Origin of the sequence: Bradyrhizobium japonicum USDA 6 (assembly GCF_000284375.1) — a bacterium.
Lineage (GTDB): Bacteria > Pseudomonadota > Alphaproteobacteria > Rhizobiales > Xanthobacteraceae > Bradyrhizobium > Bradyrhizobium japonicum.
This window is the reverse complement of record NC_017249.1, coordinates 1,700,732-1,713,206: the sequence shown is the minus strand read 5'-3', so window position 1 is coordinate 1,713,206 and position 12,475 is coordinate 1,700,732. Positions and strand designations below refer to the sequence as shown.

Below are 12,475 nucleotides of genomic sequence, written 5' to 3'. Positions count from 1 at the left end.
GAACCCATATCACCATGGTGCAGGCCGCTACCAGTGTTTCGGAACCGGAACATCAGGCTGCACACAGACTAAAGCCCGGCCCGATTGGCGGGCGGGTTACCAACAGTCGCTCAATGGAGGACTAGACCATGCGTAGCTACGACCTGACTCCGTTTTACCGTTCCACCGTCGGCTTCGACCGCCTCTTCAGCCTGCTCGACCAGGCCGGTTCGGACGGCAGCCCCGGTTATCCCCCCTACAACATCGAGCGTACCGGCGAGAACGCCTACCGCATCTCGGTTGCGGTCTCGGGCTTTGCCAAGGACGAGCTCTCCATCGTCGCGAAGGAAAACACGCTGACGATCAAGGGCGAGAAAGTCGCCAACGAGAACTCGAAGTCCGAAGTGCTCTACCGCGGCATCGCCGCGCGTGCCTTCGAGCGCGCCTTCCAGCTTGCCGACTTCGTGCAGGTGAAGGACGCCTCGCTCGAGAACGGGCTGCTTCACGTCGACCTCGTGCGCGAGATTCCCGAAGCCAAGAAGCCGCGCCAGATCGCCATCAACGCGGGCGCGCCGAAGGCGCAGGTGATCGAGAGCTCGGTCGCCGCCTAAGCACGCCGACAGCCGCCAAGTTGCGAAAACGCCCCGGTGCCCCGGGGCGTTTTTTCGTTTTGCATCGCATCACAGAACGGTGAGGAGACGTAACGCCGCGACCACACGCTCCGTCCTTTGGGCATCGCAGCAAGAACAATACGGAGCACGATCATGTCACTTTGGCGCAGCCTTTTCGTCGCCGCGGGCCTGCTGGCGGCCCCCATCAGCCTGGCTCACGCGCAGACGCCGCAGACGGTGAAGGCGAAGAACGTGGTGCTGGTACACGGCGCCTGGGCCGACGGATCGAGCTGGTCGGAGGTGATCCCGATCCTCCAGGCCGCGGGCCTGCACGTCACTGCCGTGCAAAATCCGCTGTCGTCGCTTGCGGACTCCGTCGAGGCGACCAAGCGCGCGCTCGCCGAACAGGATGGCCCGACCGTGCTGGTCGCGCATTCCTGGGGCGGCACCGTGATCAGCCAGGTCGGCAACGACCCGAAGGTCACCGGCCTTGTCTACGTCGCCGCACGCGCGCCCGATGCGAACGAAGACTTCGTCGCGCTGTCGAAGCAGTTTCCGGCAGGCCCGGCCCGTGCCGGCATCGTCGAGCGCGACGGCTATACAAAGCTCTCGGAAGACGCCTTCCTGAAGTATTTTGCCAATGGCGTGAAGCCGGAGCAGGCCAGGGAGCTCTACGCCGTGCAATGGCCGACGGCCGCCTCGATCTTCGCCGGCCGCACCACGGAAGCTGCATGGCACACGAAGCCGAGCTGGTACGCGGTGTCGAAGAACGACGGCACCATCAATCCCGATTTCGAACGCTTCCTCGCCAAGCGCATGAACGCAACCACGATCGAGCTCGATGCCGGCCACCTCTCGCTGGTGTCGCATCCAAAGGACGTGGCCAATCTGATCCTGGAAGCCGCGGGGTATGCGCGGAGCTGAGCGCGCGATCGCCGCAATGAGAAAGCGCCCGAGCTTTTCGGGCGCTTTTGTTTTGCTCAGGTCTGTCCCCGGTGTCGTCCCCGCGAACGCAGGGACGACACCGAATCTGTAATCCGCGCCGTCGCGTCAAATCAGCGACGCGCTAGTCCAGCCCCTGCGCCGCCGGCATCTCCTGCGTCGGCATGATCGTCGGGGCCGGCTTGGCCTGACCGACGGTTGGCGCGGCGGTTTGCGGGGCGGCTTCAGCGGGCTTTGCCTGCACGGCAGCGGTCTGTTGGGTGGGCTGTGCCGGCGGCGCTTGTGCCTGCTGCGGTGCAGGCGCGGCCGGCTTGGCGGCGGCGACAGGCGCCTCGCCGCGGCGCGGGGCGGCCTTCGGCAGCGGCACGGTGCGGCTGGCGACATGCGGGATCGAGGCCGGCGGACGCGGCGGGCCGCCGCGGACCATGGTCGGCGGCGGCAGCGCGCTTTGCGGACGGTAAGGTGCAACCGTCGGCATCTCATCGCCGGGTGCCATGCCGAAGGCGTCAGCGGCCGGCATGAAGCGCAAAATTCGCCCGTCACGGGCATCGATCACCAGCCGGCCGTCGTCGCCGCGGCGGTCGATCACCGCGATGGTGTAGACGCTGCCGCGCAGGCGCGGGATGCCGAGCGGCGAGAAGCCGTTGTCGCGCAGCACCGCGTAGACCTCCGTCGGCGGCAGCAGCGCCGGCGCCGGGCCGCGCTCCTCGTAGCCATAGCCATAACCGTAACCGTAGCGCGGCGGCGGTGGCGGCGCGGCTTCGGGCGGCCCATAGGGTCCGTCGAAATCCGAGACCGCGATATAGGCGCCCCGCGCAGCGCCGTTTGCCGGAACCTGCGCCTCGGCGGCCGTCGCCACCAGCGCCAGCGTGGCAGCGGCCACACATCCTGTGAAAAACTTCATGGTCGACACGCTCCTGTCAGGCCCCCGAATGTCTCGCGCTCTTTCGCTTCTTGCGGCGTGGCGCGCCTTTCGAAGGGCTGATCCGAAGCTTCATTCGGGATTTCGGCGTCGGCAGGGCCGGATCGGGGCGCGTTTGCTTCAAAACCGGGGCCGCATACCATGCGGAAAGCGCTGATTGACACTCCGGGAATCGGGACTTCCGCGCGCTTGTGTGATAGACAAAAATTTGGCAAGGTGATGGTTAGGACAGGAAGACTGTCTCAATTTTGCTTGCAGTTCCGGCATACGGATTGCAACGAAACTCGGTGCTTTCGAGCGCCAGGAAGGCAACAGGCAAAGCCGTTCTCGGGGACGAAGAACGCCTTGGCCTGAATTTAAGAAAATGCGGCTCGCAGCGGACGAGCGGTGACCCAGAGGCGGGTGCCGCGGAACGCCCAAGGTGCGCCGAAGATAGCGGTGAGGCAGCTTGCCGCATGGAGAGGATTGGAACAATGAACGGGTCGCAATTCGAGCGCGCAAACATCGTGGCAGAAGAACTGTCGGCGACGGTCGCCTCGAAAACGACCGACCCGATTCAGGAACACAATTCGCGCCCGCCGGCCGAAGGCCTCTACGATCCGAGCCTGGAAAAAGATTCCTGCGGCGTCGGCTTCATCGCCAACATCAAGGGCAAGAAGTCCCACGAGATCGTCGCGGACGCGCTCAGCATTCTCTGCAACCTCGAGCATCGCGGCGCCGTCGGCGCCGACCCGCGCGCCGGTGACGGCGCCGGCATCCTGGTGCAGATCCCGCACGCGTTCTTCAGCCGCAAGGCCAAGGAGCTCGGCTTCGCATTGCCGGCTCCGGGCGAATACGCCATCGGCGCGCTGTTCATGCCGCGCGACACCGCCTGGCGCAACGTCATCAAGAGCATCATCGCCGACCAGATCAAGGAAGAGGGCCTGACCCTGCTCGGCTGGCGCGACGTGCCGACCGACAATTCCTCGCTCGGCGTCACCGTGAAGCCGACCGAACCCGCCTGCATCCAGGTGTTCATCGGCCGCAACGGCACCGCCAAGACCGAGGACGATTTCGAGCGCCGGCTCTACATCCTGCGCAAGTCGATCTCGCAGGCGATCTACCAGCGCCGCGACCGCGGCCTTGCGGGCTATTACCCGTGCTCGATGTCGTGCCGCACCGTGATCTACAAGGGCATGTTCCTCGCCGACCAGCTCGGCAAGTACTATCCCGATCTGCACGAGGCGGACTTCGAGAGCGCGCTGGCGCTGGTGCATCAGCGCTTCTCGACCAACACCTTCCCGGCCTGGTCGCTGGCGCATCCCTACCGCATGATCGCGCACAACGGCGAGATCAACACGCTACGCGGCAACACCAACTGGATGGCGGCGCGCCAGGCTTCCGTCAGCTCCGAGCTGTACGGCAAGGACATCAACCGGCTCTGGCCCATCTCTTATGAAGGCCAGTCGGACACCGCCTGCTTCGACAACGCGCTCGAATTCCTGGTGCAGGGCGGCTACTCGCTGCCGCACGCCGTCATGATGATGATTCCGGAGGCGTGGGCCGGCAATCCCCTGATGGATGAGAAGCGCCGCGCCTTCTACGAATATCATGCCGCGCTGATGGAGCCGTGGGACGGCCCCGCCGCGATCGCCTTCACCGACGGCCGCCAGATCGGCGCCACGCTCGACCGCAACGGATTGCGGCCGGCGCGCTATCTCGTGACCAAAGACGACCGCATCGTGATGGCGTCCGAGATGGGCGTGCTGACGATCCCCGAGGACCAGATCATCACCAAGTGGCGCCTGCAGCCCGGCAAGATGCTGCTGGTCGACCTCGAGCAGGGCCGCCTGATTCCGGACGACGAGATCAAGGCCGAGCTCGCCCGGAGCCATCCCTACAAGGAGTGGCTGGAGCGGACCCAGATCGTGCTGGAAGAGCTGCCGAAGGTGCCGACCACCGGCGTGCGCTCCAACCTGTCGCTGCTCGATCGCCAGCAGGCGTTCGGCTACAGCCAGGAAGACATCTCCATCCTGATGACGCCGATGGCCTCCACCGGCGAGGAAGCCGCGGGCTCGATGGGCAACGACACGCCGATCTCGGCGCTGTCGGACAAGGCCAAGCCGCTGTTCACCTACTTCAAGCAGAACTTCGCGCAGGTCACCAACCCGCCGATCGACCCGATCCGCGAGGAACTGGTGATGAGCCTCGTCTCGATCATCGGACCGCGGCCGAACCTGTTCGACCTGCAGGGCCTTGCCACCACCAAGCGTCTCGAAGCGCGCCAGCCGATCCTGACCGATGCGGACCTCGAAAAGATCCGCTCGATCTCCGATGTGGCCGAGTCGCACTTCAAGTCGCGCACGCTCGACACCACCTTCCACGCCGGTCTCGGCGCGGCAGGCATGGACCAGGTGCTCGACGAGCTCTGCGCGCGTGCGGAAGCCGCCGTCCGCGAGGGCGTCAACATCATCATCCTGTCCGACCGCATGGTCGGCACCGACCGCGTGCCGATCCCGGCACTGCTGGCCTGCGCCGCCGTGCATCATCATCTGATCCGCGTCGGACTGCGCACCTCGGTCGGCCTCGTCGTCGAATCCGGTGAGCCGCGCGAAGTGCATCACTTCGCCTGTCTCGCTGGCTACGGTGCCGAGGCGATCAACCCCTATCTCGCGTTCGAAACCATCATCGCGATGAAGGATCGCCTGCCCGGCTCGCTCGACGACTACGAGATCGTCAAGCGCTATATCAAGTCGATCGGCAAGGGCCTGCTCAAGGTGATGTCCAAGATGGGCATCTCGACCTACCAGTCCTATTGCGGCGCGCAGATCTTTGATGCGGTCGGCCTCAAGGCCGACTTCGTCTCCAAGTTCTTCGCCGGCACCCACACCCGCGTCGAGGGCGTCGGCCTTGCCGAGATCGCGGAAGAAGCCGTGCGCCGTCATGCCGACGCGTTCGGCGAGGCGCAGGTCTACAAGACCGCTCTCGATGTCGGCGGCGAATATGCCTATCGCAGCCGCGGCGAGGATCATGCCTGGACCGCGGAGTCGGTCGGGCTGCTGCAGCACGCCGCCCGCGGCAATTCGCTGGAACGCTACCGCGCCTTCGCCAAGATCCTGAACGAGCAGTCCGAGCGGCTGCTGACGCTGCGCGGCCTGTTCCGGATCAAGAATGCGGACGAGGAAAAGCGCAAGCCGATCCCGCTCGAGCAGGTCGAGCCGGCCAAGGACATCGTCAAGCGTTTCGCGACCGGTGCGATGAGCTTCGGCTCGATCTCGCGCGAGGCGCACACCACGCTCGCGGTCGCCATGAACCGGATCGGCGGCAAGTCGAACACCGGCGAAGGCGGCGAGGAAGCCGACCGCTTCAAGCCGATGCCGAACGGCGATTCCATGCGCTCGGCGATCAAGCAGGTCGCCTCGGGCCGCTTCGGCGTCACCACGGAGTACCTCGTCAACTCCGACATGATGCAGATCAAGATGGCGCAGGGTGCCAAGCCCGGCGAAGGCGGCCAGCTCCCCGGCCACAAGGTCGACGCGACCATCGCCAAGGTCCGCCACTCGACGCCGGGCGTCGGCCTGATCTCGCCGCCGCCACACCACGACATCTACTCGATCGAGGATCTGGCGCAGCTCATCTACGACCTCAAGAACGTCAACCCGACGGGCGATGTCTCGGTCAAGCTCGTCTCCGAGATCGGTGTCGGCACGGTCGCCGCCGGCGTTGCCAAGGCGCGCGCCGACCATGTCACCATCGCGGGCTTCGAGGGCGGTACCGGCGCTTCGCCGCTGACCTCGATCAAGCATGCCGGCTCGCCGTGGGAAATCGGCCTTGCCGAAACCCACCAGACCTTGGTGCGCGAGCGGCTGCGCAGCCGCATCGTGGTCCAGGTCGACGGCGGCTTCCGCACCGGCCGTGACGTCGTGATCGGCGCGCTGCTGGGTGCCGACGAGTTCGGCTTCGCCACCGCGCCGTTGATCGCGGCCGGCTGCATCATGATGCGCAAGTGCCACCTCAACACCTGCCCGGTCGGCGTCGCGACCCAGGACCCCGTCCTGCGCAAGCGCTTCACCGGCCAGCCCGAGCACGTGATCAACTACTTCTTCTTTGTCGCCGAGGAAGTCCGCGAGATCATGGCGTCGCTCGGCTTCCGCACCTTCAACGAGATGATCGGACAGGTTCAGCTGCTCGACCAGACCAGGCTGGTCGCGCACTGGAAGGCCAAGGGCCTCGATTTCTCGAAGCTGTTCGTCAAGCAGAAGGAAGAGAAGGGCCAGAAGATCTATCACTCCGAGCGCCAGAACCATCATCTGGAGGCGGTGCTCGACCGCACGCTGATCGAGAAGGCGACGCCTGCGCTCGACCGCGGCGCGCCGGTGAAGATCGAGGCCAGGATCAACAGCACCAACCGCTCCGCGGGTGCGATGCTGTCGGGCGCGGTCGCCAAGATCTACGGCCATGCCGGCCTGCCGCACGACACCATCCATGTCGGCCTCAAGGGCACCGCCGGCCAGGCGTTCGGCGCGTGGCTGGCGCAAGGCGTCACCTTCGAGCTCGAAGGCGAAGCCAACGACTATGTCGGCAAGGGCCTCTCGGGCGGCAAGATCATCGTCAAGCCCCCCGCCAACAGCGGCATCGTGCCGGAAGAGAGCATCATCGTCGGCAACACGGTGATGTATGGCGCCATCCAGGGCGAGTGCTACTTCCGCGGCGTCGCCGGCGAGCGTTTCGCCGTGCGCAACTCGGGTGCGGTGGCGGTCGTCGAAGGCGCCGGCGATCATTGCTGTGAATACATGACCGGCGGCATCGTGGTCGTGCTCGGCAAGACCGGGCGCAACTTCGCGGCCGGCATGTCCGGCGGCATCGCCTATGTGCTCGACGAGGCCGGCGACTTCGACAAGCTGTGCAATCTCAGCATGGTTGAGCTCGAGCCGGTCCTGTCGGAAGAGCTGATCAACGCCGGCACCTACAATCACGCCGGTGACCTCGAGGCGCATGGCCGGGTCGACGTGTTCCGGAACCTGCTCGACTCCGACGTCGAGCGCCTGCACGTCCTGATCACGCGCCATGCGAAAGCGACCGGCTCCAAGCGCGCCGCCGAGATCCTTGCCAATTGGAAGGACTGGCTGCCCAAATTCCGCAAGGTGATGCCGGTCGAATACCGGCGCGCGCTGCGCGAAATGGCCGCCAACGCGGACGCCGAGCCGAAAATCGCGATCGGGGCGTAACAGTATCAGCGCCCGTCATTGCGAGCGTAGCGAAGCAATCCAGACTTTCTCCTCAGTAACAGACTGGATTGCTTCGTCGCTTCGCTCCTCGCAATGACGGTTGAAGAAGCAACAAACGAATTAAGCGGCAGGGACTTCGGGTTTAATGGGCAAGATCACGGGTTTTCTCGAAATCGAACGGCATGACCGCAAGTACACCCCGGTCGCCGAGCGCGTGAAGCATTACAACGAGTTCGTCGTTCCCTTGACCGAGAAGGAAACGCGCGACCAGGCCGCGCGCTGCATGAATTGCGGCATTCCCTATTGTCACGGCACCGGCTCGGTCGCGCCCGGCACGCCCGGCTGCCCGGTCAACAACCAGATCCCCGATTTCAACGACCTCGTCTATCAGGGCAATTGGGAAGAGGCCTCGCGCAACCTGCACTCGACCAATAATTTTCCGGAGTTTACCGGCCGCATCTGCCCGGCGCCGTGCGAAGCGTCCTGCACGCTCAACATCGACGACAACCCCGTCACCATCAAGACCATCGAATGCGCGATCGTCGACCGCGCCTGGGACAATGGCTGGCTGAGGCCGGAAGTGGCGGCCGTCAAGACCGGCAAGAAGGTCGCGGTGATCGGCTCGGGTCCGGCCGGGATGGCCTGCGCGCAGCAGCTCGCGCGCGCCGGCCACGACGTGCACCTGTTCGAGAAGTTCGCCAAGGCCGGCGGCCTGCTGCGCTACGGCATCCCCGACTTCAAGATGGAGAAGGGCGTCATCGACCGCCGCGTCAAGCAGATGGAAGGCGAAGGCGTCACCTTCCACTACAACAGCCATGTCGGCGCCGAGGGCAATGTCGACCCGCGCGAGATGCTCAACGAGTACGACGCGGTCGCGCTGACCGGTGGCGCCGAAGCCCCGCGCGACCTGCCGATCCCCGGCCGCGATCTTCAAGGCATCCACTACGCCATGGACTTCCTGCCGCAGCAGAACCGCCGCGTCTCCGAGGAGCCCCTCGGCGGCGTCGCCGATATCCTGGCCGGCGGCAAGCATGTCGTCGTCATCGGCGGCGGCGACACCGGATCTGACTGCATCGGCACCTCACTGCGCCAGGGCGCGCTCTCCGTGACCCAGCTCGAGATCATGCCCGCCCCGCCCGAGCGCGAGAACAAGGGCCTGACCTGGCCGAACTGGCCGCTCAAGATGCGCACCTCCTCCAGCCAGGCCGAAGGCGCGATCCGCGAATACGCCGTGCTGACGCAGAAGTTTTCCGGCGAGAACGGCAAGGTCAAGAAGCTGCACTGCGTGCGCGTCGACGACAAGTTCAAGCCGATTGCCGGCACCGAGTTCGAGCTCGATGCCGAGCTGGTCCTACTCGCGATGGGTTTCGTGCATCCCGTGCACGAGGGCCTGCTCAAGCTGCTCTCGGTCGATCTCGACCCGCGCGGCAACGTCAAGGCCAACACGCTCGACTACCAGACCTCGCGCCCGAACGTGTTCACCGCCGGCGACATGCGCCGCGGGCAATCGCTGGTGGTGTGGGCGATCCGCGAGGGCCGGCTGTGCGCGCGGTCGATCGATACGTTCCTGATGGGGAAGACGGATCTGCCGCGGTAACCGCGCCTAGTTCTGCTGCCAGTTCAACAAACGTTGCCATCGCCCGGCTTGACCGGGCGATCCAGCATTCCAGAGACAGTTGAAGTTAAAATGATGGGCCGCGGCGTACTGGATGCCCCGGTCAAGCCGGGGCATGACAGCGGAGTAGGTGGCGAGAGCGGTGCCAACTAAGCCGCATGCGCATACGCTCAAACGCGCTCCGCCATGCCCGCTAATTCTGCAGCCTCACCCCCAGCATCACCACCGTACCCTGCGAACTTGACCCCGCCTGGTTCGAGTCCAGGATGTCGCGGCGCAGCGTGCCCTTGATCCAGATGTTGCGGTTGAGCTTGTAGATCAGATTGCCTTCGAGCGAGTAGGTTTTGTCGTTGCGGTTCTGGTTCTGGTAGTCGTAGGTGCCGTAGGTGAACTTGCCGACTGCGGTGAGCCAGCGGCGGAAGTCGTGGTCGACCTCGACCCCGTAGGTGTGCACCAGCACGCCGGAGGAGCCGGGGACCGTGGTCTCGGCGATCTGCGTGTCGGTAGCGAATTTCACCGTGGTGAGGCCGCTCGCGTTCCAGATCAGCGAGCCCGAGGTGAGGAAGCCCGCGAGCTGGCTGAGGCGCGGGTCGACGTAATTGCGCGCGGAATAGCCGACCGAGATCTCGCCGATGAGGATGCGCGAGAATTCGAAGGACGAGCCGACCTTGGCGTAGCCGCCGTTCGAATCGCGGAAGTAGCCGTTGCGGTCGGCGGCCTGGTCGTGCACGCGGGTGTCGCCCTCGATCTCGACGAACGGCTTCAGGCCCGGCTTGAGATCGTAGGAGAAGCGGCCGATGCCGCCATACTGGTTGAAGTCGCGGTCGCCGTTGCTGAAGGTCGAGCCATCGGTGAGTTTGGAATCGGTGTAGGCGATGCGATCCACCGTGGCGCCGGCTGCGACCTGGAAGCGATTAAAAGTCTGGTCGAAGCCAAGCGTGGTGCCGTAAGCGGCGTAAACAGGATATTTCTGCAGGCCGGCCTGCACGTTCGGGCTGCCGGGATTGTCGGTGGCGATCCGCAGGCGGAGCTGCGAGGTCAGCTTGAAATCGTGGTCGACGTCGAGGCGGCCGTCGACATGGCCGGTGAAATCGGGGCGATCGATCTCGACCGGCGACGGCGAGGCGAAGCCGTCGATAGTCGCCGGCATGTTGTTGGTGTAGCCGGAGAACGAGCCGCGCAGATCGGCGACCAGCGCGTGGCGCTCCCAGTCGGACATCACGAGAAGATCGGGCGCGACCACATAGGCCGGCGAGCCGACCGGCTTGTTCAGGCGCGCCGGATTGGTGTCGTAGCCGGCGGACAGCTCGAGCCCGCCCTTGATCAGGAAGCTGCCGGCATAGTCGCCGACCGCGCCGAACGCGTCGTCATCGACCTTGAGGCGACGGCGCAGCGGCTGGCCCGGCACGTTGCCGGCCATCGCCGGGGCGACCGGTGTCTTGTGCGCGGTCTCGGACGGCGGCGGCGCAATGCGCGGCGGGCCGAGCGTCCTGTCCGGCGTTGCCGACGGCACCGGCGAGCCCGGTCCGACCGGGCGCTTCGGCTTCGGCTGCCCGGGATAGAGCTTGGGCTGCTGCCGCTTGCGGTTGAGCGAGTCGTAGCCGGAGGCGTTGGCGCCGTTGGCCGCCGGCAGGCCGTAGGTCGGCACCTGACCGACACGCGAGGTCGCCGGCGCCTGCTGGCGCTTGCGCGGATCGGCATTGGGATCGGGCAGCGCCGGGAGCGCATCCGACGGCGCCTGCGGCACCCCCGCGGTACGCCGCGTCGGCAGCGTGTCGAGCGCGGCGAAGCCGCCGCGGTTGGGATTGAACAGGTCGGGCGTGAGGCTCTGGGCGGCCGCCGGCGCGCTTTGCAGGACCGTCAGCGCGAGGCACGGCAAAGCCGCGCGCAGGAAATGCCCGCGTTTGCTCCGGCTCGTGCCTGGAGGCGCCCCCACGATGTAAGAACTCCAACGGAATCAAAGACTTCCATGATGACCTCCACCGGTTGGCGGGAACCATCGTTAATGGAGTTAAAACAATTATGGTTAATGACCGGTTGAGGGCTTTGGCGGCCGCGTCGCCTCTCCCGCTCGGGCATGCTAAGCAGGCGCCAACGGGCGAGTGCCCCTCCTCCCTGGACCTGAACATGCCGAGCTCGAAACCGCTGATGACCCCATCATCCGGCCCCATCCCCGATAGCGTCGAATCCGCGCTCCGCACGCTGGAGACGGAGAGCGGCGGCATCAATGCGCTCGCCGCCGCCCTGCGCGGTCCGCTGGGCGCGACCTTCGCCAGGGCGGTCGACCTGATCCGCAACGCCAAGGGCCGCGTCATCGTCACCGGCCTCGGCAAGTCCGGTCACATGGCGCGCAAGATCGCGGCGACGCTGGCCTCGACCGGCACCCCGGCCTTCTTCGTCCACACCGCGGAAGCCGCCCATGGCGATCTCGGCATGATCACCGCCGACGACGTCATCATGGCGCTGTCCTGGTCCGGCGAGCAGCCGGAGATGAAGACCCTCGTGAATTATTCGGCGCGCTTCGCGATCCCGATGATCGCGGTGACGTCGAACGCGGCGTCCTCGCTGGGCCAGGCCGCCGACATCGTGATCGAGCTGCCGAAGGCGCGCGAGGCCTGCCCGCACAATCTGGCGCCGACGACGTCGACGATGATGCAGGTCGCGATCGGCGATGCCATCGCGATCGCGCTGCTCGAAGGCCGCGGCTTCACCGCGCTGGAGTTCGCGCATTTCCACCCCGGCGGCAAGCTCGGTGCGATGCTGAAATTCGTTCGCGACTACATGCGCACGGGCGCGGAGATCCCGCTCAAGCCGCTCGGCACCAAGATGTCGGACGCGGTGATGGAGATGTCGGCCAAGGGCCTGGGCTGCGTCTGCATCGTCGACGATGCCGGCGGCATCGCGGGCATCATCACCGACGGCGATCTGCGCCGCCACATGCGGCCGGATCTCCTGACGGCGTCTGCCGACGACATCATGACCAGGCAGCCGAAGACAGTGCCGCCCTCGATGCTCGCCACCGAGATGATCGAGGTGCTGAACACAAGCAAGATCACGACGCTGGTCGTGACCGAAGCGGACAAGGTGGTGGGCATCGTGCACCTGCACGATCTGCTGCGGGCGGGCGTGGCGTAAGGTTGACCCGTCATCCCGGGGCATCGCGAAGCGATGAGCCCGGGCTTCATCATGCCGCAGAGTT

General features: G+C 65.8%; 7 protein-coding genes. 5 read left to right on the top strand and 2 right to left on the bottom strand.

Annotated features, from left to right (window positions below; translation table 11 throughout):
• Positions 1 to 128: 128 nt before the first annotated feature.
• Positions 129 to 590, top strand: coding sequence for an Hsp20 family protein (locus BJ6T_RS07980; protein ID WP_014491798.1), 462 nt, complete (start codon positions 129 to 131; stop codon positions 588 to 590).
• A gap of 153 nt (positions 591 to 743) precedes the next feature.
• The gene (locus BJ6T_RS07975) at positions 744 to 1,514 is read left to right on the top strand and encodes an alpha/beta fold hydrolase (RefSeq protein ID WP_014491797.1); all 771 of its coding nucleotides are present in this window, start codon (positions 744 to 746) and stop codon (positions 1,512 to 1,514) included.
• 142 nt (positions 1,515 to 1,656) lie between these two features.
• On the opposite strand, the gene BJ6T_RS07970 is transcribed toward BJ6T_RS07975, so the two are convergent.
• Positions 1,657 to 2,436 (bottom strand): hypothetical protein, encoded by a 780-nt coding sequence (locus BJ6T_RS07970; protein ID WP_014491796.1) that lies wholly within the window; start codon positions 2,434 to 2,436, stop codon positions 1,657 to 1,659.
• Between the two features lie 491 nt (positions 2,437 to 2,927).
• On the opposite strand from BJ6T_RS07970, the gene gltB reads away from it, so the two are divergent.
• On the top strand, positions 2,928 to 7,661 hold the full coding sequence (gltB, locus tag BJ6T_RS07965) for a glutamate synthase large subunit (protein WP_014491795.1): 4,734 nt from the start codon (positions 2,928 to 2,930) through the stop codon (positions 7,659 to 7,661).
• Between the two features lie 145 nt (positions 7,662 to 7,806).
• Positions 7,807 to 9,258 carry a glutamate synthase subunit beta gene (locus BJ6T_RS07960; RefSeq protein WP_014491794.1) on the top strand — a complete coding sequence of 484 codons (1,452 nt, stop codon included), beginning with the start codon at positions 7,807 to 7,809 and terminating at the stop codon, positions 9,256 to 9,258.
• Positions 9,259 to 9,469: 211 nt separating this feature from the next.
• Here the strand turns inward: BJ6T_RS07960 and BJ6T_RS07955 are convergent, their stop codons facing one another.
• Positions 9,470 to 11,212 carry an outer membrane beta-barrel protein gene (locus BJ6T_RS07955; RefSeq protein ID WP_014491793.1) on the bottom strand — a complete coding sequence of 581 codons (1,743 nt, stop codon included), beginning with the start codon at positions 11,210 to 11,212 and terminating at the stop codon, positions 9,470 to 9,472.
• Positions 11,213 to 11,403: 191 nt separating this feature from the next.
• On the opposite strand from BJ6T_RS07955, the gene BJ6T_RS07950 reads away from it, so the two are divergent.
• The gene (locus BJ6T_RS07950) at positions 11,404 to 12,411 is read left to right on the top strand and encodes a KpsF/GutQ family sugar-phosphate isomerase (RefSeq protein WP_028157821.1); all 1,008 of its coding nucleotides are present in this window, start codon (positions 11,404 to 11,406) and stop codon (positions 12,409 to 12,411) included.
• The last annotated feature ends 64 nt before the right edge of the window (positions 12,412 to 12,475 follow it).